At 59.8% G+C, this 19,581-nt stretch carries 12 protein-coding genes, 1 tRNA gene and 1 pseudogene; 6 read left to right on the plus strand and 8 right to left on the minus strand.

The window, feature by feature from the left end; all coding sequences use genetic code 11:
- Both rfbD and rfbB read right to left on the minus strand, forming a co-directional pair.
- On the minus strand, positions 1 to 558 hold a 558-nt coding region (gene rfbD / locus MM194_RS08090), incomplete at its 3' end, for a dTDP-4-dehydrorhamnose reductase (RefSeq protein WP_241343267.1).
- Positions 558 to 1,643 (minus strand): dTDP-glucose 4,6-dehydratase, encoded by a 1,086-nt coding sequence (gene rfbB / locus MM194_RS08095; protein WP_241343268.1) that lies wholly within the window; start codon positions 1,641 to 1,643, stop codon positions 558 to 560. The genes rfbB and rfbD, both read right to left, overlap by 1 nt.
- A gap of 797 nt (positions 1,644 to 2,440) precedes the next feature.
- On the opposite strand from rfbB, the gene MM194_RS08100 reads away from it, so the two are divergent.
- Both MM194_RS08100 and MM194_RS08105 read left to right on the plus strand, forming a co-directional pair.
- Entirely contained in the window at positions 2,441 to 3,115 is a 675-nt protein-coding gene (locus MM194_RS08100; protein WP_033129908.1) for a response regulator transcription factor, read from the plus strand.
- A gap of 34 nt (positions 3,116 to 3,149) precedes the next feature.
- Entirely contained in the window at positions 3,150 to 4,508 is a 1,359-nt protein-coding gene (locus tag MM194_RS08105) for an ATP-binding protein (RefSeq protein ID WP_152599071.1), read from the plus strand.
- Positions 4,509 to 5,053: 545 nt separating this feature from the next.
- Here the strand turns inward: MM194_RS08105 and glk are convergent.
- Positions 5,054 to 6,022, minus strand: coding sequence for a glucokinase (gene glk, locus MM194_RS08110; protein ID WP_241343269.1), 969 nt, complete (start codon positions 6,020 to 6,022; stop codon positions 5,054 to 5,056).
- Positions 6,023 to 6,370: 348 nt separating this feature from the next.
- On the opposite strand from glk, the gene MM194_RS08115 reads away from it, so the two are divergent.
- Positions 6,371 to 7,225, plus strand: a complete 855-nt coding sequence (locus tag MM194_RS08115) for a MurR/RpiR family transcriptional regulator (protein ID WP_193354252.1) — start codon at positions 6,371 to 6,373, stop codon at positions 7,223 to 7,225.
- 163 nt (positions 7,226 to 7,388) lie between these two features.
- Positions 7,389 to 8,828 (plus strand): pyruvate kinase, encoded by a 1,440-nt coding sequence (pyk, locus tag MM194_RS08120; RefSeq protein WP_033129883.1) that lies wholly within the window; start codon positions 7,389 to 7,391, stop codon positions 8,826 to 8,828.
- 200 nt (positions 8,829 to 9,028) lie between these two features.
- Here the strand turns inward: pyk and MM194_RS08125 are convergent, their stop codons facing one another.
- A complete protein-coding gene (locus MM194_RS08125; RefSeq protein WP_241343270.1) occupies positions 9,029 to 11,353 on the minus strand; it encodes an acyl-CoA dehydrogenase in 2,325 nt (774 codons plus the stop codon).
- Positions 11,354 to 11,401: 48 nt separating this feature from the next.
- Positions 11,402 to 12,055 (minus strand): annotated as a pseudogene (locus MM194_RS08130) (TetR/AcrR family transcriptional regulator); the annotation flags it as partial.
- A 477-nt stretch (positions 12,056 to 12,532) separates the two neighbouring features.
- On the opposite strand from MM194_RS08130, the gene MM194_RS08135 reads away from it, so the two are divergent.
- Together MM194_RS08135 and MM194_RS08140 are read left to right on the plus strand one after the other, a co-directional pair.
- Complete coding sequence (locus tag MM194_RS08135; protein ID WP_033129886.1) at positions 12,533 to 13,273, plus strand: phosphatase; 741 nt, start codon at positions 12,533 to 12,535, stop codon at positions 13,271 to 13,273.
- An 86-nt stretch (positions 13,274 to 13,359) separates the two neighbouring features.
- Positions 13,360 to 13,435: transfer RNA gene (locus tag MM194_RS08140), tRNA-Thr, on the plus strand.
- A 252-nt stretch (positions 13,436 to 13,687) separates the two neighbouring features.
- Here the strand turns inward: MM194_RS08140 and MM194_RS08145 are convergent.
- From MM194_RS08145 to MM194_RS08155, 3 genes are all read right to left on the minus strand, one after another.
- Positions 13,688 to 14,683 carry a sulfate ABC transporter substrate-binding protein gene (locus tag MM194_RS08145; protein WP_241343271.1) on the minus strand — a complete coding sequence of 332 codons (996 nt, stop codon included), beginning with the start codon at positions 14,681 to 14,683 and terminating at the stop codon, positions 13,688 to 13,690.
- Between the two features lie 338 nt (positions 14,684 to 15,021).
- Positions 15,022 to 16,437: an efflux transporter outer membrane subunit gene (locus tag MM194_RS08150; protein ID WP_241343272.1), complete on the minus strand. Its 1,416-nt coding sequence runs from the start codon at positions 16,435 to 16,437 to the stop codon at positions 15,022 to 15,024.
- A complete protein-coding gene (locus tag MM194_RS08155; protein WP_033129889.1) occupies positions 16,430 to 19,579 on the minus strand; it encodes an efflux RND transporter permease subunit in 3,150 nt (1,049 codons plus the stop codon). Before MM194_RS08155 ends, MM194_RS08150 begins: the two co-directional genes overlap by 8 nt.
- Between the last annotated feature and the right edge of the window lie 2 nt (positions 19,580 to 19,581).

The following is a 19,581-nucleotide window of genomic DNA, read 5'->3' on the forward strand; positions in this document are numbered from 1 at the left end:
GGTCGGCGCACCAAACTGGTCATTGATGACCGACATCTCGCTGCGCTCCTTGCCAACACGCAGCATGGTCTTGGCAAAGTTGGCACCGCGGGCGGCATACACCCAGCTGGTCCGGAAGATGAGGTGACGAGCACAGAGTGCGGCGGCTTGTTCACCCGCCAGCTTGGTCTCGCCATAGACGTTGAGCGGGGCGGTCTGGTCGCTCTCGACCCAGGGACGTTCGCCACTGCCATCGAATACGTAATCAGTGGAGTAGTGTACCAGCCAAGCCCCCAATGCCTCGGCTTCTTTGGCAATCGCAGCCACGCTGGTGGCGTTGAGCAGTTCGGCAAATTCCCGCTCGCTCTCTGCCTTGTCGACAGCAGTATGGGCGGCGGCATTGACAATCACATCCGGCTTGACCAGACGCACCGTCTCGGCCACCCCGGCCGGATTGCTGAAATCACCGCAGTAGTCGGTGGAGTCAAAATCAACGGCGGTAATGCGCCCCAGTGGCGCCAATGCACGCTGCAGCTCCCAGCCCACCTGGCCATTTTTACCAAACAGCAGGATATGCATCAGGCACGCTCCCCGTAGTTTTGCTCGATCCAGGATTGATAGGCCCCGCTTTTGACGTTGCCGACCCACTGCGTGTTTTCCAGGTACCACTGCACCGTCTTGCGAATGCCGGACTCGAAGGTCTCTTGCGGCTGCCAATCAAGCTCACGACTCATCTTGCTGGCATCGATGGCGTAACGACGGTCATGACCTGGGCGGTCCGTGACATAGGTGATTTGATCGCGATAAGAGCCCGCCTTGGGCACCATCTCATCGAGCAGATCGCAGATGGTGTGCACCACCTCCAGATTCTGCTTCTCGTTGTGACCGCCGATGTTGTAGGTCTCACCCATCACGCCAGTGGTCACCACGGCATAGAGCGCGCGGGCATGATCTTCCACGTAGAGCCAGTCACGGATCTGGTCGCCCTTGCCATACACCGGCAGCGGCTTGCCATCCAGCGCGTTCAGGATCACCAGCGGGATCAGCTTCTCGGGGAAGTGATAGGGGCCGTAGTTGTTGGAGCAGTTGGTGACCACGGTCGGCAAGCCGTAGGTACGACGCCAGGCGCGCACCAGGTGGTCGCTGGAGGCCTTGGACGCAGAGTAGGGGCTGCTGGGGGCATAAGGAGTCGTTTCGGTAAAGAGCGGCAGCGCCTCGCCGGCATTAACCTCATCGGGATGGGGCAGGTCGCCATATACCTCATCGGTAGAGATATGGTGGAAGCGAAAGGCCGCCTTGCGTGTCTCGTCCAGGCCGTTCCAATATGCACGGGCGGCTTCCAGTAGCATGTAGGTGCCGACGATATTGGTTTCGATGAAATCGGCAGGTCCGGTGATGGAACGATCGACGTGGCTCTCTGCGGCCAGATGCATCACGGCATCGGGTTGGTGGGCGCCAAAGACGCGATCCAGCTCGGCGCGGTTGCAGATATCTACCTGCTCGAAGGCATAGCGCTCGCTGCTCGATACTTCTGCCAAGGACTCCAGGTTGCCCGCATAAGTCAGCTTGTCGAGATTGATGACGGAGTCTTGGGTGTCACGGATGATATGGCGAACAACGGCAGAGCCAATAAAGCCGGCACCACCGGTCACGAGGATTTTCATATGGATGAGAGCCTTTACAGAATAATTAAGTTAAATAAGGTGCAATGGAGGCAGACAAATGATAGAGGAAGAAAGATAACCTATTTATCTCGGCAGTAGCGTTGGCTACCGCCCCTGAGTTACAGCTCCCAATATGCTGCTTTTAACCTGATTGTGCGCGCTGTTGGTCATCATATCCTCCAGCTTCTTGTATTGATTGATGTGTCACAATGGTGCCAAATCACGTTGCACATCTGAGCATCCCGAGAGCATGCATTGTTCACATCTTGGGCATTTAAAGCCCTATACCCGATTCGCGCCTGATTCTATCTCGCTTCCCCCGAGTATGAATAGTTAAAACATCAGAGAGCGCTCACCTAAGGTTGAGCTCCAAACGACCCCGTTGGTGTGAGGTGGTTCCCAACCATTCCTGGATAAACTTAGCAGAGTATAAAGAAAACCTTTTCATTTTATATGGTTATAGATAAGGGTTTTATGCGCTCAAGTATGCTCTCCGCGCAATGGTCGCTTGTAGTCATGAGTCCCGAAACAAGTGTTCAGCCCTTTCGGTGCGATCATAATAGTCGCAAAGCTCTCCGTAAGAGGACGGATCAGAGGCCAACGACACTGGATTGACTCCTAGAACATCCGTCAAATGGACACACATCGGCCATCGCACTTGCATTAAGAAAACTCTCAGGAAATAAAGGAATATGCGATTCAGTCTCGATACAGGGGGCTCTGTGTAGGATCCCCGTTGACTCTCCTCTCCATACACCCTCTAATTGACAGCCTGGACCCTCATCATCATGCATCTTATGAAAATCCTTTTGGTCGAAGACGACAAGCTGCTCAATCATCATCTCACCACGCTGTTGACCGAGGCCCAGAATCAGGTCCATAGCACGGACAGTGCCTTGGTAGCGTTGCATTATGCTCGCGACTACCCCATCGATGTGGCCATCATCGATCTCGGCCTGCCGGACATGGACGGCCTGCAGCTCATCAGCCAACTAAGAGAGCAGCAGATCCCCTTCCCCATCATAGTGCTGACCGCTCGTGGCAACTGGCAGGACAAGGTGGAAGGCCTGGAGGCTGGTGCCGATGATTACCTGGTCAAACCGTTCCAGAAAGACGAGCTGCTTGCTCGCCTCAACGCCTTGGTGCGTCGCAGTGCCGGCTTTATTTCACCCAAGGTAAAGGCGGGTGACTACGAGCTCGATCTGTCCCGCAAGGAGCTGACTATCGCTGGCGAAGTTACTGTGCTCACCAGTTTCGAGTATCTCATCCTGGAGTACCTGATGCGCAATGCCCGTCAGGTGGTCTCCAAGCAGCAACTGCTGGACCAGCTCTACGGTGATGGTGAAGGGGATCCGAATACCATCGAAGTCATGGTGAGCCGACTGCGCAAGAAACTGGATCCGGAAGGATTGGTATCGCCCATCTCCACCATTCGCCGCCAGGGTTATATCTTCAATCTTTCATGCAGCTAAATCAGCCGCTGTGACAACAACTATGCAGAGCCCCATGCATCTGATCCGCAACTCTCTCCATCTCAAGCTGATGCTGAGTGCCATGCTGGTCATCGCGATCATCATGGCCTTTTCCGTCTATATCCTCTACCTAGGTCACACCGAGGAGCAGGCCCAGAAGGCCAGTGCTCGTATGCAGGAGAACCTCTCCAAACTGTTCTCCTCCAAGCAGCCGGACCCCCATGCCATCACCGATCTCAGCAACATCACCCCGGACGCCATCGACCCCAATCTCGATACCCTGATCTGTCGGTCCGACGGAGAGCTAAGCTGGTCCAGCCTGCATATGCCAGAGGTGATCACCATCAAGGGAACCATCTGTCGAGATATGATGAAGTATCTTGGTGGCCTGGATCAGGACTACTTCTTCAAGTTGCATACCATCAAAAATGGTGAGAGCTACTTCATCTACAGCCTGCGTTTCCTGCGCAATCACGGCGACGGTCCCACCACTTACTACGTGGTGATGGTCGACTCGGCCAAGGGCTACCAGCTACAGTCCCGGGAATATCTCTACCAGTGCATTCGCCAGGCGCTGCTCTCCTATTGCCTGCTCGGCGCCTTGCTGCTGCTGACCAGCTTCTGGAGCCTCTCCTCCTTGCGTACCATGGCACGACAGATAGACGACATCCGGGCCGGCAAACGCGAGGCACTCTCCAGTGACTACGAGCGGGAGCTAACGCCATTGACAGAATCGGTCAACCAGTTGCTGGAGAACGAGCGCCAGCAGACCCAGCGCTACCAGCACGCGCTGAACGATCTGGCCCACAGTCTGAAAACCCGGCTGGCACTCATTCAGATCACGGCGCAGGAGCTCAAGCTCGGTCATGACATCCATGACAACATCAATGAACAGATCACCACCATGGATCAGATCATCCAGTACCAGTTGCGCCGCGCCGTCACCGGCCGCAAGCGCCTCGCCAGCAAGGGCACAGAGCCGGTACCGCTCATCGAGAAACTGCTGGCGAGCCTCGCCAAGGTCTATCGTCACAAGAAGCTGCAAACCGGCTTCCAATTCGATGACGATGTTTTCTTTCATGGCGAGCAGGGTGATCTGATGGAGCTGATGGGTAACCTGCTCGACAATGCCTGCAAGTTTGCCATCAGCGAAATCCAGGTGCGTGTGCATCGTCAGGGCAGCGGTCTGCTCATCGTGGTGGAAGACGACGGTCCCGGCATCGCGCCCGGCAAGTCAGAACAGATCTTCCAGCGCGGAGTCCGGGCTGACAGTTCCCCCGGTCAGGGCATAGGCCTCGCGGTGGTGACCGAAATCGTACACAGCTATGGCGGCGACATTCGGGTGGATGAGTCCCCACTCGGTGGAGCCAGATTCCAGATGACCCTCCCCTGATCCATAGATACCCGCCTGACTGGCCCGGGCGGGTACCATTGAGCCATCGCTGAATATACCTCTGAGAGCATGCAGCTCTGGCAAGCCTTCTCAAGCCCCACCCGTTTCTTTCCATCCTCTCCGCCATTCCAAGATAACGGGGCGAACCGCATTCGCTCGCTGCCAATGCCTCTCTATCCCTTCATCAGTCACTTTCTGCACTGTTTATTGGTGCAGGAGCTGTATTCGTAGGCAGGCTCGCAAGATGGCAATTATCGACGGCCTAATAGCAACGCTTGGGGGAACAACCTCTCCCTACATCAACGGGGAACATCGGCATGGAAAGCTATGTCTGGAGAAGAGTCAGCTGGCAGAAAGAGATAAAAAAACCGGCCGCGAGGGCCGGTGAAACAGTTCAGGCTTGTCAGGTGACAATCGCACCCAGCGGATGAAGACCGGTTCCAATTCCTTATGAAGCCCTGCCCTCTTGAGTACGTGAGTTCACTCTACGCCATGGTCACTGAATCGGGACTGAACCACGATGAAATCGTTTCCCTGCTCGTTTTTCAGAGCAGGATCCCGAGGGATTGACGCAAGTAAGCACCGGCGCCGAGCAGGCCAGGTCCCTCGTGAGTGATGAGGAACACGGGGATATCTTTCAGATAGGGCTTGAAGCGTCCCTTGTCCTCGAAGGCGACCCGAAAGCCCGAACCGAGGAAGAACTCCTGGAAGCGCGGCACTATGCCACCGGCGATATAAACACCACCGAAGGTGCCCAGGTTGAGCGCCAGATTGCCGGCAAAGCGGCCCATGAGCACGCAGAACAGGCTCAGGGTGCGACGACAATCGAGGCAGGACCCCGCCAACGCCCGCTCGGTGATGTCTTTGGGGGCAAAGGCCTCGGGTTCACGGCCATCGGACTTCACCAGGCCACGATAGATGTTGACCAGACCCGGCCCCGAGAGCAGCCGCTCCGCCGAGACATGGCCCAACTCGGAGCGCATCACCTGCAGCACCGCATCCTCTTCCTCACTGTTGGCGGCAAAGTCCACGTGGCCACCCTCGCCCGGCAAGCTCAGCCACAGATCTCCAGCCTGTACCAGGTGAGCGACCCCCAGGCCAGTACCGGCCCCGTAGATGGCGATGGGTTTGCCTGCCACCGGGGCGGTGCCGCCCAGCTGGATGCGGTCGACCTCACCCAGCACGGGCACCGCCATGGAGACGGCTGTGAAGTCGTTGATGACTTGCAGCCGGGCCAGGCCCAGGTTGGTCTGCATCTCACGAATCGAGAATTCCCAGCTGTGATTGGTCATGGCGACCCAGTCGCCGTTGATCGGACAGGCGATGGCGATACAGGCCTCGCTCACCTCAGTTTTATGCTCTTCCAGATAGAGGCGCACCACGGCTTCCAGGCTGGGGTGTGCCAGCCCGGAATAGGTCTTTGCCTGGAAAATGGTGCCGCTTGCCAACTCACAGAGGGCCAGCCGAGCATTGGTGCCGCCGACGTCGCCGACCAGCGCATGGGTATGCTGCATAACAAACTCCTTCGTTACCGACTCGGGGCGGCCCTTACCGTCCCGACATTGTTATTTGGCAAAGATTCTACCCGAGCCCAAGACCCGGCCGCGCGTTTGATGGGTGCAACTGTGCGCCCGCTCACAGTGTTGTTGCTTTGCAACATTTGTAAGCGTTTTCAGAGGGCAAATGGAAGTTTGTAACCAAAAATACGAAATAATTAGACATGAGTCATACTTTATGGGGCCGAGATTAGTTCCGATAAGCGCTTGTCTTGTATAGTCATCAAGTTGATTGGAAACCTGCTTGAGCTGTGAATTTAGTGCACAGACACTGAAGTTAAATTACAAAAATGCCTGGTGGTAATGATGAATACCCTCGATAAAATTACGAACAATTTGGAAAGTTTCAGTAAATCAGAGCGTAAAGTGGCTGAAGTAATACTGGCGTCCCCCCAGACCGCCATTCACTCCAGTATTGCCACCCTCGCCAAGATGGCCGACGTCAGTGAACCGACCGTCAATCGCTTCTGCCGCCGCCTCGATACCAAGGGCTTCCCCGACTTCAAACTGCACCTGGCCCAGAGCCTGGCCAACGGTACGCCCTATGTGAATCGCCACGTGGAAGCTGAAGACGGTCCCGACACCTACACCGCCAAGATCTTCGAATCCACCATGGCCTGTCTTGATGCCGCCAAAAACAGCCTGGACATCTCCGCCATCAATCGCTGCGTCGACATCCTGACCCAGTCCAAGAAGATCAGCTTCTTTGGCCTGGGCGCCTCCTCGGCCGTGGCCCGCGATGCCCAGAACAAGTTCTTCCGCTTCAACATTCCGGTGGTGAGCTTCGACGACATCGTCATGATGCGCATGAGCTGCATCAACAGCAGCGAAGGGGATGTGGTGGTGCTGATCTCCCACACCGGCCGCACCAAGGCGCTGGTCGAGATCGCCGCGCTCGCCCGTGAAAACGATGCCACCGTGATCGGCATGACCGCCAAGGATTCCCCGCTGGCACGCGAGTGCAACCTGGTACTCTCCATGGATGTGCCGGAAGACACCGACGTCTATATGCCGATGGCCTCCCGCATCGCCCAGCTAGCCCTGGTGGATGTGCTGGCGACCGGTTTTACCCTGCGCCGTGGCATGAAATTTCGCGAAAACCTGAAGAAAGTCAAAGAAGGTTTGCGTGAATCCCGCTTCGATACCCCGCACAATTCCTGACCAGCCGGGGGCCAACCCCCCCGACTGTCTATGCCACTTGGCTTGGTGTAGTATTGTAATTTAATAACAAAAGGCCACCCAGATGGCCTGCAAGCGGGCGCCAATCCCACACGCTTGACGGGGCAGAATTTCAAGTCATATCAACTTCATACCGGAGTCTTTCATGCCAAGACGTACAAAGATTGTAACCACACTGGGTCCAGCCACCGATCGCGACGGCATCCTCGAGGGGATCATCCGCGCCGGTGCCGACATGGTGCGGATGAACTTCTCTCACGGCACTCCTGAAGATCATATCCTGCGCGCCAACCAGGTGCGTGAAATCGCCGCCAAGCTCGGCCGCCACGTCGCCATCATGGGCGATCTGCAAGGCCCCAAGATCCGTGTCTCCACCTTCAAGGATGGCAAGATCTACCTGGCCATCGGTGACAAGTTCGTGCTCGACGCCGCCCTTGGCAAGGGTGAAGGCTGCCAGGAGCAGGTCGGCATCGACTACAAGAGCCTGCCCAATGACGTGGTCCCCGGCGACATCCTGTTGCTGGATGACGGCCGGGTACAGCTGAGAGTCGAACAGGTCGAAGGCACCCGCATTCACACCGCGGTGACCGTGGCTGGCCCCCTCTCCAACAACAAGGGCATCAACAAGAAAGGCGGCGGTCTCTCCGCCCCGGCCCTGACCGAGAAGGATAAGGAAGACATCAAGACTGCGGCCCGCATGAACGTGGATTACCTGGCTGTCTCCTTCCCCCGTAACGGCGACGACCTGCGTTACGCCCGCGAACTGGCCCGCGAGGCCGGCTCCAACGCCAAGATAGTGGCCAAGGTCGAGCGCGCCGAAACCGTCGCCACCGACGAGGCGATGGAAGACATCATCCTCGGCTCCGACGCCGTCATGGTGGCCCGTGGCGATCTGGGCGTCGAGATCGGTGATCCCGAACTGGTGGGCGTGCAGAAGAAGCTGATCCGTCACTCCCGTCGCCTGAACCGGGTGGTGATCACCGCGACCCAGATGATGGAGTCCATGATCAATGCCCCGCTGCCGACCCGTGCCGAGGTCATGGACGTGGCCAACGCCGTGCTGGACGGCACCGATGCGGTGATGCTCTCAGCCGAGACCGCCGCCGGTCAGTTCCCCATCGAGACGGTGACCTCCATGGCCAGCGTCTGCGTGGGCGCCGAGAAGCACCCGAGCCTGAACGTCTCCAACCACCGCATGAGCTACACCTTCACCTCGGTGGAAGAGGCCGTGGCCATGTCCACCATGTATGCCGCCAACCACCTGGAAGGAGTCAAGGCGATCGTGGCACTGACCGAGTCCGGCACCACCCCGCTGCTGATGTCCCGCATCAGCTCCGGCCTGCCGATCTTCGCCATGTCTCCCCACAACAAGACCCTGGCCTGGACCAACCTCTACCGTGGCGTCACGCCGGTGCTGTTTGACGGCGACGAGAGCAAGCCGGTCTACGAGGTGTGCCGCGAGGCGCTGGATGCACTCAAGGCCAAGGGCCTGGTCCAAAGCGGCGACATGGTGCTGCTGACTCACGGCGACAAGATGGAAACCGTGGGCAGTACCAATACCTGCAAGGTGATGATGGTCGAGTAATAACTCGCTTCACATCAGCAAAAGCGGCTCCCACGGAGCCGTTTTTTATGGCTAATGTCGGTACTGTCATTCCACTCCCCTCGCCGCCCAACGCCATCAGCCTTGCCCCCCTCTTCTTGTATACCAATAAAAAAACCGGCCACAGGGGCCGGTTTTCGATTCATGTCAGTGCTCTTATTTCAGAGCCCTTTATTCCAGGCTTAAGCGGCGTGCACCGCAGGGGCGGGTTGGGACAGTCCTTCCAGCTCGCCCGGGGCGAAGTTGTCGACCTGGATGGCCTCATAACGCAGGGCGTCGGCGGCCAGCAGCTTGTCGGCCTCCTCCTGGCTCAGGATGGACTGGGACAGGGCGGCAGCCACCAGCTCCGGCAGCGCCATCTTGCGTGGCAACCTGCCCTCTTTCTGGGCCTGCACCAGCTTCTTCTCGATGGGTTGTACCGATACCATGGCCAGGAAGGCACGCTCCATCTGACCAACCGGATCCGACTCCTCCTTGCCCACATAGCAGAGCGCGGTCAGACGGTCGCGGAACTCGCCCGGCTTCATCATGGCCGAGCAGATGGCGTGGCAACGATCGTCGGCCGGCATCTGGTAACCGACGCCGAACGGGAACACCACCCGCTTGAGCACGGCCCCCACCACCTTGTTCGGGAAGTTCTGGAAGAAGCCCTCGAACGCCTTGCCGATCAGATAGAGGTTGCGCTCCACCGCATACTGCACGAACGGCAGATCCGAGACCATGCGGCCCTGATCCTCGTAGTGCTTGAGGGTGGAAGAGGCCAGATAGAGGTGGCTCAGCACGTCACCCAGGCGGGCGGAGATCATCTCCTTGCGCTTGAGATCGCCCCCCAGCATCAGCATGGAGACGTCGGCGCACAGGGCCAGCCCTTTACTCATGCGGGACAGCTGCTTGTAGTAGCGGGCGGTCTCGCCCCCCACCGGGGCGCCGTTGAACTGGCCCAGGGTCAGCCCCTGGAACAGGGCGCCGAAGAAGTTGCCGGCACCGAACGCGACGTGCTTCATCAGCAGGCCGTCGAACTTCTTGAGACCGCGTTCCACGTCGGTGTCGGCCGCCGCTTCCAGCTCGGCAAACACGTAGGGATGGCAACGGGTCGCCCCCTGGCCGAAGATCATCAGGTTGCGGGTCAGGATGTTGGCCCCCTCCACCGTGATGGCCACCGGAATGCCCATGTAGGCGTAGCCGGTGTAGTTCTTCGGCCCCAGCTGGATGGCGCGACCGGCGTGGATGTCCATGGAGTCATCCATGATCTGGCGCGCCATTTCGGTCATGTGGTACTTGGAGATGGCGGTGACGATGGCCGGCGCCTGGCCCAAGTCCAGCGAGCCTGCGGTCATGCGACGAGCCCCTTCCAGCTGATAGGTCAGACCACCGATGCGGGCCAGCGCCTCCTGCACTCCCTCGAACTTGCCGATGGACATGCCGAACTGCTTGCGCACATAGGAGTAGGCGCTCACGGTGCGGCTGGCCATGTGACCACAGGCGGTACCGAGCGCAGGCAGGGAGATGCCGCGGCCGGCGGAGAGACATTCGACCAGCATGCGCCAGCCACGACCGGCGTATTCCGGGCCGCCGATGATCCAGTCCAGCGGAATGAACACGTCCTTGCCGAAGGTCGGGCCGTTCAGGAACGCCAGCCCCATGGGATAGTGGCGATCGCCGACCCGCACACCCGGGTGGCTGGTCGGGATCAGGGCACAGGTGATGCCGAGCTCTTCCTTGCCACCCAGCAGCTTCTCCGGGTCATACAGCTTGAACGCCAGCCCCAGCACGGTGGCGCGCGGCGCCAGGGTGATGTAACGCTTGTTCCAGTTCAGGCGGATGCCGAGCACTTCCTCACCCTTGTACAGCCCCTTGCAGACGATCCCCTTGTCCGGGATGGCGCCCGCATCCGAGCCCGCTTCCGGGCCGGTCAGGGCGAAACAGGGCACCTCTTTGCCATTGGCCAGCCCCGGCAGCCAGAAATCCTTCTGGGCCTGGGTACCGTAGTGCATCAGCAGCTCGCCCGGGCCGAGGGAGTTGGGCACCATGACGGTGACCGCCACGCTCAGGCTCTTGGTGGCGATGCGGGTGACTATGGTGGAGTTGGCGATGGCGGAGAACTCACGGCCACCGTAGGATTTTGGGATGATCAGGGCGAAGAAGCCTTCCTTCTTCAGATAGTCCCAGACCTGCTCTGGCAGCTCCTTGGTCTCGTTGACGATCTTGAAGTCGTCCACCATGGCGAGCAGGGTCTCGACCTGATGGTCGATGAAGGCCTGCTCCTCGGCGCTCAACTCGGCCTTGCCGTAGCCGTGCAGCTTCTTCCAGTCGGGGTTGCCGCGAAACAACTCGCCATCCCACCAGACGGAGCCGGCTTCCATGGCCTCCCGCTCGGTGGCCGACAGGGGCGGCAGTATCTTCTTGAAGACGCCAAACACGGGACGGGTCACCACCTTTTTACGGATGGCGGGCACGCCGAGCACAACGGCTATCGCCAGCACCAGCAGGATAAGCAATGTGATCATACTCAAGTTCCTTCTATTTCACTGTTTCCGTTGATTTATTGTTAGCGGTTACACGGCCAGGGAGAGCCTGGTCGACTCCACGGGCGCCCCGACACCGGACGCCAGGTAAGGAATAACGTTGCGCACCAGCCCTTCCACATCGAGCTGCTGGCCGAAGTCGGCCTGGGCGATGTCCCGCAGGGCATCGGCGGAGGCCATGGTGAACACGACCGTGCCCAGGGTGAAGTGCAGGCGCCAGAAGAGATCCGCCGGCGACAGCGCCGGATTGGCCTTGGAAATCGCCTGGGTGATCCGCTGCAGGGTCGCGCCATAGTGGGTGGTGATGAAGCGACGCAGGTGACCCTGGCTGTCGATGTAGCCACGGCCCAGCAGTTGCATGAAGATGGCGGGGCCATTGGCACGCACCGCCACCAGCTTCATCAGGGGCTCGACAAAGCTCTCGAACACCTGCAGCAGGGTCAGCTGCTCCTGCGCCATCAGGGTATGCAAGCGCGCATCCAGCTCCGGCATGAACAGGCTCAGATAGCGATCGAGCACCGCCTGGATCAGCTCCTTCTTGGAGCCGAAGTGGTAGTTGACCGACGCCAGGTTGACGTCGGCTTCGCTGGTGATCAGACGCAGGGAGGTATCGGCGAACCCCCGTTCGGCGAACAACACCTCGGCGGCATCGAGAATACGGTTTTTGGTATCGATTTTACTCACTGGACACCTCACTTAAACGAATGTTTAAAAAGTACGTTTCATGCACACTCATGTCAAGAGAATGTGAACGAGTGTTGGCGAAATGTTTTAATCAAAAAAGGAAGAACAGGGCGGGAACTTAGCTGACCAACGGGACTCTATATCTATGCCACTGCAATTAAACATTAAGTCTCGCCCAACCTGCGCCATGCTCGTTGGGCCTTTTTTTATCCGGCAAGGCACGATGGCGGCCTTTCGGTTAAAAATCGGGCAAAAAAAACCGTCGCAGGGGCGACGGTGGGGAAAAGAGAGCCAAACCATCCTGATCCGGCTCATCGATGGGTGTTCAGGCTTGCATCGATGGCCCTATCCTGACAGGTAAAGATGGTCAGACTTTGTCAGTCTCGCCGTAATTTGTGACAAAGTATGGCAGGTCACCACATGGCCCGACCCCGCCAATCTTGCTATGCTGACGCCTCATGCCAGAGGGGAGATAAGATGAAGTACCAGGTCGATACCCACACTCACACCGTCGCCAGCACCCACGCCTACAGCACCATTCATGACTACCTGCCCATCGCCAAGGCGAAAGGGATCAAGCTGTTCGCCACCACGGATCACGGCCCCGACATGGCCGATGCCCCCCATTTCTGGCATTTCGTCAACCTGCATGTGCTGCCCAGGGTAGTCGACGGGGTCGGCATCCTGCGCGGCATCGAAGCCAACATCAAGAACATCGACGGCGAGATCGACTTCCCCGAGCGCTACGAGTCGCGGCTCGACATGATCATGGCCGGTTTCCATGAGCCGGTGTTTCCCCCCTGCGATCAGGCCACCCACACCCAGGCCATGATCAACGCCATCAAGAGTGGCCGGGTCGACATGATAAGCCACCCCGGCAACCCCGCCTTCCCCATCGACATCCAGGCGGTGGTCAAGGCAGCGGCCGAATATCGGGTAGCGCTGGAGCTCAACAACTCCTCATTCATCCACTCCCGCCCCGGCAGCGAAGGCAACTGCCGCGCCATCGTCGAGGCGGCGCGCGATCTGGGCGCCTATCTCACCTTTGGTTCCGACTCTCATGTGGCCTTCAGCCTGGGGGATTTTGAACACTGCCAGCGACTGGTCAACGAGGCCGGCTTCCCCGAGGAGCGGATCCTGGCTCGTTCCCCTCGCGCCCTGCTCGCCTTTCTCGAGAGCCGTGGCCGCGCCCATATTCCGGAGTTTGTGGATCTCTGAAGAGCGCCTGTAACTCCATGAGCTGACACATGAAATCGATTCAGACTCATTGACTTGCCAGGACATTTTCGGGAATCTAATGACAGGCCGGTATAGCTCAGTTGGTAGAGCAGCGCATTCGTAATGCGAAGGTCGGGGGTTCAACTCCTCTTACCGGCACCAATTAAAACAAAGGGTTAGCTTCATCATGAGGCTAACCCTTTGTGCTTTTTGTCATTTGGGCCCCGTTAGGGGCCCAGGATCAATACCGCTAGAGACCAACCCGCTCCCTTCACATGCCGGCCATGACCTGCTCTTCCATGGGATCCCTGACAAGCCAACCGGGACCTATGACGGTCAAGGAGTGAGGCTCCCACGGGTGAATCGCCCCTGCATAACGGCACCTGGCCGGGATTCTTTCATCCAAGACGCGTCTTACTGCACGACGTAGACCTGGTCGAACACACCACCCTCCTTGAAGTGAGTGCTCTGGATCAGCGGCCACTCGCCGAAGGTCTTCACCACGTTGAGGAAGGTGACTGTCGGGAAGCGGTCGGCGAATTCGGCGAGGATCGCCGGGTTGCGCGGGCGCAGGTAGTTGTTGGCGGCGATGCGCTGGCCTTCGTCAGACCACAGGTATTTCAGATAGGCCTCGGCCTCCTGACGGGTGTCCTGCTTGTCGACGACCTTGTCGACCACCGCCACCGGGAGCTCGGCCACGGCGGTGACGCTGGGGTAGACCACCTCGAAGTTGCCACGGCCGAACTCGCGGGCGATCATCTCGGCTTCGTTCTCGAAGGTGATCAGCACGTCGCCTATCCGGTTCTGGATGAAAGTAGTGGTGGCGGCGCGGCCACCGGTGTCGAGTACAGGGACTTGCTTGAACAGCTTGCCGACGAACGCCTTGGCCGCCTTCTCATCGCCACCCTTCTCCAGTACATAGCCCCAGGCCGACAGGTAGGTGTAGCGGCCATTACCCGAGGTCTTGGGGTTGGGCACTATCACCCGCACGCCCTCTTTGAGCAGATCGGGCCAGTCCTTCAGGCCCTTGGGGTTGCCCTTGCGCACGATGAACACGGTGGCCGAGGTGAAGGGCGCGCTGTTGTCCGGCAGGAGGGTCGCCCACTCTTTCGGTACCAGGCCGCCATGCTCGGCGAGGGCGTTGATGTCGGTGGCCATGTTCATGGTGATCACGTCGGCGGGCAGGCCGTCGATGACGGCGCGTGCCTGCTTGCTCGAGCCGCCGTGGGACATATTGATCTGCAGCGGCTGACCGCCTTCTGCCTGCCAGTGTTTCTGGAAGGCTGCGTTGTAGTCCTTGTAGAAGTCACGCATCACGTCGTAGGAGGCGTTGAGCAGGGTGGCAGCCTGGGCCAGTGGGGCGAGGGCCAGGCCTGCGGCGAGCAGGGTGGCGGGCAGTAGTCGTTTCATTGCACGTCCTTGGAATGAGTGTCGAGTGACCAACTATATGATTCCCTCAATTATTCTTTGAAAGAATAATAAGTTCGCAGCTTATGCAATTTGTGGCATGACTCTGGCTGGGTTCAGTGGATGAGATGGATGGTGGCAGTGATTAGGCTACCGGTTTTCGCAGCTAGATGAAGACAGGAGAGGCTGATGCATATCATCGGTAGCACTTGTGCTGGCTGATCCCATGTTTGTCGAGTAAATCTCTAACTCTCCCATATGGGTTGGTGTCATCACATATAAAAACAGGGCGAACCCAATGGTTCGCCCTGTTGCTGTCACCGTGTCAACGAGGAGAGAGACTAGCCCTGCCCTTCGGCTGCAGATGAGGCTTCCTTGGGGGCCTGCCAGCCGCCACCGACCGCCTTGTAGAGCGCGACCTGATTGCTAAGCTGGGCCAGACGGGTGCTGATCAGCCCCTGCCTGGCGCTGAACAGGGAGCGCTGGGCATCGAGGCGAGTCAGGTAGCTGTCCACCCCCTGCTCATAGCGGAACTCCGCCAGCTTGAAGTAGGTCTGGTTCGCATCCACCAGATCCTGCTGGGCCTGCAGCTGTTGCTGATAATCGGCCTGGGCGCCCAGAGTATCGGCGACCTCCTTGAAGGCGGTCTGGATGCTCTTCTCGTAGCTCGCCACCGCCTGCTTGGTGCCGACCTCGGCCACGTCCAGATCGGCCACCCGCTTGCCACCGTCGAAGATAGGCAGATTGATCTGGGGCATGAAGGTCCAGGTGCCGGTGCCGCCGTCAAACAAGCCACTCAGCTGGTTGCTGGCGGTGCCCGCCGTCGCGGTCAGCGAGATGGTCGGGAAGAAGGCCGCGCGGGCCGCACCGATATTGGCATTGGCCGCCTTCAGGCTGTGCTCCGCCGCCAGGATATCCGGCCGCTGTTGCAACAGGCTGGAGGGGGCGCCCACCGGAATGGCCGCCAGTTGCACCTCATCCAGGGTCTTGGGTTGCCCCTCCAGCACCGGTACCTCGGTGCCGAGCAGCAGGGCCAGGCCATTTCTGTCCTGTTTCACCTGACGCTGGTATTGCGCCTGGCTGACCCTGGCGTTTTCGAGCGCGGTGCGCCCCTGAGCCAGCTCCATCTCGGAGGCGGCCCCCAGCCGGTATTTGTGCTGGGTCAGGGCGTAGCTCTCCTGCTCGGTGGCCAGGGTTGCCTGGCTCAGTGCCAGCAACTCCTGATCCGCCAGCAGGGTGAAGTAGGCGTTCGCCACCGAGGCGACCAGCGCGATCTGGGTGCTGCGCTGGGTCTCGATTTGCGCCAGATAGTTCTCCAGCGCCTGATCTTTCAGGCTCTGGATCCGGCCAAACAGGTCCAGCTCGTAGGCGGTGATGCCGATGTCGGCGCCATACTGGCTGCTGATCCTGCCCTGCCCGGTGGCGCTGAGATCGTCGGATCCCTGCTGGCGGGTGCCAGAGCCGCTGGCGGCCAGGGTCGGCAACTGGGCCGCCCGCTGGATCCGGTATCTGGCCTCATAGGCCTCGACGTTGAGGGCCGCGAGCCGCAGATCCCGGTTGTTGTCGAGCGCCGTGCCGATCAGCTTCTGCAGGGCCGGATCGAGGAACTGTTGCTGCCAGGGGGCGGTATCCCCCTTGGCGGCGAGGTTGTCCTGCCAGGAGGCGCCTTGCGGCAACTCCGGACGCTGGTAGTCGGGGGCCATGGAGCAGGCCCCCAGCAGCAGGGTCACGCTCAGGGCGACCAGGGTCTTAGTCATGTTTGATCTCCTTGGCATGAGCCACGCGCTCTTCGGCGGACTGGTGCTTGGTGAAGTAACGCATCACCAGCACGAAGAACAGCGGCACGAAGAAGATGGCCAGCACGGTCGCACTGATCATCCCCCCCATCACGCCGGTACCGATGGCGTTACGGCTGCTGGCGCCGGCGCCCGAGCTTACCACCAGCGGCAGCACACCGAGGATGAAGGCGAGCGAGGTCATCAGGATCGGACGCAGACGCAGGCGCGCTGCCTCGACCACGGCTTCCCCCAGCCCCATGCCCTTGTCATAGAGCTCCTTGGCAAATTCCACGATCAGGATCGCGTTCTTGGCCGAGAGCCCTATGGTGGTGAGCAGGCCCACCTGGAAGTAGACGTCGTTCTCCAGCCCCCGCATGGTCGCCGCCAGGATGGCACCCAGTACCCCGAGCGGCACGACCAGCATGACCGAGAACGGAATGCTCCAGCTCTCATAGAGCGCCGCCAGACAGAGGAAGACCACCAGCAGCGAGATGGCGTACAAGGCAGGCGCCTGAGAGCCGGCCTGCCGCTCCTGGAAGGAGAGACCGGTCCACTCGATGCCAACCCCTTCCGGCAGTTGCTTCACCATCTGCTCGATGGCCGCCATGGCGTCACCTGTACTCTTGCCGGGGGCCGCCTCACCGACGATCTCCATGGCGGAGACGCCGTTGTAGCGCTCCAGACGAGGAGAACCGAAGCTCCAGTCGGTGCTGGCGAAGGCGGAGAAGGGCACCATCTGACCCGCACTGTTGCGCACATACCACAGCTTGAGATCTTCCGGGTTCATCCGGAATTGGGCATCCGCCTGCAGATAGACCTTCTTGACCCGGCTGCGATCGACGAAGTCGTTCACATAGGACGAGCCCCAGGCCGCCGACAGGGTGTTGTTGATGTCGGTGATGGAGAGGCCCTGGGCCAGCGCCTTCTCGTAGTCGATCTTGATGTCGAGCTGGGGCGTGTCTTCCATCCCGTTCGGGCGTACCCGCACCAGGTTGGGATCCTGCGCCGCCATGCCGAGCAGCTGGTTACGGGCTTGCATCAGCTTCTCGTGGCCAAGGCCGCCGCGGTCTTGCAAGAAGAAGTCAAAACCGGTGGCGGTACCGAGCTCCGGGATCGGAGGCAGGTTGAAGGCGAAGACCTGGGCTTCCTTGATGCTGAACAGGTAGCCCATGGCGCGGCCTATGATGGCATTGGCACTGCGCTCCTCCCCTTTACGCTCGCTCCAGTCCTTGAGCTTGATGAAGGCCATACCGCTGTTCTGACCGCTACCAGCGAAGCTGAAGCCCGCCACCGTCAGCACGGAATCGACATTGTCCTTCTCGGTCTCGAGGAAGTAGTCGCGCATCTGCGCCAGCACCACCTCGGTACGCTCTTTGGTCGCCCCGACCGGCAGCTGCACCATGGACATGATGACCCCCTGATCCTCTTCCGGCAGGAAGGAGGTGGGCAGTCGCATGAACAGGATGGCCAGCACCGCCAGCATGGCGACATAGATGACGCTGTAGCGGGTACCCTGTTTGATCACCTTGCGCACGCTGCTCTGGTAGCGGTTGGCGCTGGCGTCGAAGAAGCGGTTGAACCAGCCAAAGAAGCCGCGCTTGGCGCCAAACTCGCCATGTTGCATCGGCTTGAGCAGGGTGGCACACAGGGCCGGCGTCAGGATCAGCGCCACCAGCACCGAGAGCACCATGGCCGAGACGATGGTCAGGGAGAACTGGCGATAGATGGCACCGGTCGAGCCACCGAAGAAGGCCATGGGCACGAACACCGCCGACAGCACCAGGGCTATCCCCACCAGGGCGCCGGTGATCTGGGTCATCGACTTGCGGGTCGCTTCCAGCGGGGAGAGTCCCTCCTCGCTCATCAGCCGCTCCACGTTCTCCACCACCACGATGGCGTCATCCACCAGCAGGCCGATGGCCAGCACCAGGCCGAACATGGTCAGGGTGTTGATGGAGAAGCCGAACGCCGCCATGACGCCGAAGGTCCCGAGCAGCACCACGGGCACCGCGATAGTCGGGATAAGGGTCGCCCGGAAGTTCTGCAAGAACAGATACATGACGCAGAACACCAGGAAGATGGCTTCCACCAGGGTCTGCACCACCTCCTCGATGGAGATCTTCACGAAGGGCGTGGTGTCGTAGGGGTAGACGATCTTCATGTTGGCCGGGAAGTACTCGGAGAGTTCACCCAGCTTGGTGCGCACCTCGGCGGCGGTGTTGAGGGCGTTGGCCCCGGTCGCCAGCTTGATGGCGAGCGCCGCCGTGGCCTGACCGTTGTAGAGCGCAGAGGCGTCGTAGCTTTCACCGGCGAGCTCGACCCGAGCCACGTCTTTGAGCAGCACCTTGGAGCCGTCCTGGTTCACCCGCAGCAGGATGTTGTTGAACTCCTCCGGGGTGGAGAGCCGGGTCTGCCCCATGATGGTGGCGGTAAATTGCTGATCGCTCACCGCCGGGGTGCCCCCCAGCTTGCCGAACGCCACCTGGGTATTCTGCGCCTTGATGGCGGCCTGAATGTCCCCTGGGGTCATCTGCACCCGGTTGAGCTTGTGCGGATCCAGCCAGATACGCATGGAGTACTGGCTGCCGAACAGGGTGATGTCACCCACCCCGTCCAGGCGGCTCAGGGGCTCCTTGATGTTGCTCACCACGTAGTCGGCGAGGTCATCGTTGGTCATGCTGCCATCGCTGGAGATGAAGGCGGCCACCATCAGGAAGCTGCTGGAGGTCTTCTGAACCCGGATCCCCTGCTGTTGTACTTCCTGGGGCAGCAGCGACATGGCCTGCTGCAGCTTGTTTTGCACCTGCACCTGGGCGATGTCGGGATCGGTGCCCGGCTGGAACGTGAGGGTCACGCTGACGTTGCCGGAAGAATCGGATTGAGCGGACATGTAGAGCAGGTGATCCAGCCCCGTCATGTTCTGCTCGATGATCTGGGTCACCGAGTCTTCCACGGTTTTAGCGGAGGCGCCCGGGTAGCTGGCGGAGATGCCGACGGCGGGCGGGGCTATGGTCGGGTACTGGGCGACCGGCAAGCCGATGATCGCCATGGTCCCGGCCAGCATGATCACCAGGGCAATCACCCAGGCGAAAATGGGTCTGTCTATGAAAAATCGTGCCATGA

It is taken from the genome of Aeromonas sp. MR16, from assembly GCF_022549315.1.
GTDB lineage: Bacteria > Pseudomonadota > Gammaproteobacteria > Enterobacterales > Aeromonadaceae > Aeromonas > Aeromonas aquatica.

What these genes read in the sequence shown, in the direction of transcription:
- rfbB (WP_241343268.1), bottom strand. Translation starts at nt 1,643, where the DNA reads ATGAAAATCCTCGTGACCGGTGGTGCCGGCTTTATTGGCTCTGCCGTT.
- MM194_RS08150 (WP_241343272.1), bottom strand. Translation starts at nt 16,437, where the DNA reads ATGACTAAGACCCTGGTCGCCCTGAGCGTGACCCTGCTGCTGGGGGCC.
- MM194_RS08105 (WP_152599071.1), top strand. Translation starts at nt 3,150, where the DNA reads ATGCATCTGATCCGCAACTCTCTCCATCTCAAGCTGATGCTGAGTGCC.
- MM194_RS08115 (WP_193354252.1), top strand. Translation starts at nt 6,371, where the DNA reads ATGAATACCCTCGATAAAATTACGAACAATTTGGAAAGTTTCAGTAAA.
- MM194_RS08100 (WP_033129908.1), top strand. Translation starts at nt 2,441, where the DNA reads ATGAAAATCCTTTTGGTCGAAGACGACAAGCTGCTCAATCATCATCTC.
- pyk (WP_033129883.1), top strand. Translation starts at nt 7,389, where the DNA reads ATGCCAAGACGTACAAAGATTGTAACCACACTGGGTCCAGCCACCGAT.
- MM194_RS08155 (WP_033129889.1), bottom strand. Translation starts at nt 19,579, where the DNA reads ATGGCACGATTTTTCATAGACAGACCCATTTTCGCCTGGGTGATTGCC.
- MM194_RS08135 (WP_033129886.1), top strand. Translation starts at nt 12,533, where the DNA reads ATGAAGTACCAGGTCGATACCCACACTCACACCGTCGCCAGCACCCAC.
- MM194_RS08125 (WP_241343270.1), bottom strand. Translation starts at nt 11,353, where the DNA reads ATGATCACATTGCTTATCCTGCTGGTGCTGGCGATAGCCGTTGTGCTC.
- MM194_RS08145 (WP_241343271.1), bottom strand. Translation starts at nt 14,683, where the DNA reads ATGAAACGACTACTGCCCGCCACCCTGCTCGCCGCAGGCCTGGCCCTC.
- glk (WP_241343269.1), bottom strand. Translation starts at nt 6,022, where the DNA reads ATGCAGCATACCCATGCGCTGGTCGGCGACGTCGGCGGCACCAATGCT.